Raw genomic sequence first — 708 nt, forward strand, 5'->3', positions numbered from 1 at the left:
GTTGAGAGGCGTTGGCCGATGCAGTTTAGTGTGGGTGAAAAAACGTTTGAGCTCGCAGAGCTGACTGTGCAGTCTGACCTTAGCGCCGTCTATCAAGATTTATGGCAACAGTTCTTTTTTCTACTCACGACAGAAGCGATAAAAATTTTGTTGTTGATGGTTGGGGTGTTGTGGGTCGCCTTCCGTTTATTGGTGAATCCTTTGCAGTTGCTTTCCGGTGCGGTGAGTGATTTTAGCGGCGGTAATGCGCCGAGTACGGTCACGCTGCCCAAACGTTGGTGTTTTGATGAAGTCAGCTTGTTGGCGCAAAAATACAATCGAAGCGTGCAAAAAGTGCGTGAGCATCAAGCCGAGTTAGAAGCAGAGCGAGATAAGGCGGAAGTCGCCAATCGCAAGAAAAGTGAGTTTCTCGCGACCATGAGCCACGAGATTCGCACCCCTATGAATGGCATTATTGGTGTGGCGTCGCTGCTTAGTGATACTAAGCTCGATCCGCAGCAAAAAGAATTTGTGGAGATCATCGATAACTCATCGCAATCGCTCATGACCATTATTGATGACATCCTCGATTTCTCCAAAGTCGAAGCGGGGAAGGTGGAACTAGCCAGCGAGACGTATCATTTTCGCCAGTTATTAGATGATGTGATCAGCTTACACACAGTAAAGGCGCAGCAAAAGAATTTGCAATTGCTCAGTGATATCGACCCT

The 708-nt window shown here is 47.6% G+C and carries 1 protein-coding gene; it reads left to right on the top strand.

From position 1 onward, the window contains the following. Window positions 1-708 (top strand): histidine kinase dimerization/phospho-acceptor domain-containing protein (locus R7093_RS25505; protein ID WP_318147056.1); only part of this gene is annotated, 708 nt, incomplete at both ends.

It is taken from the genome of Vibrio sp. 1580, from assembly GCF_033340055.1.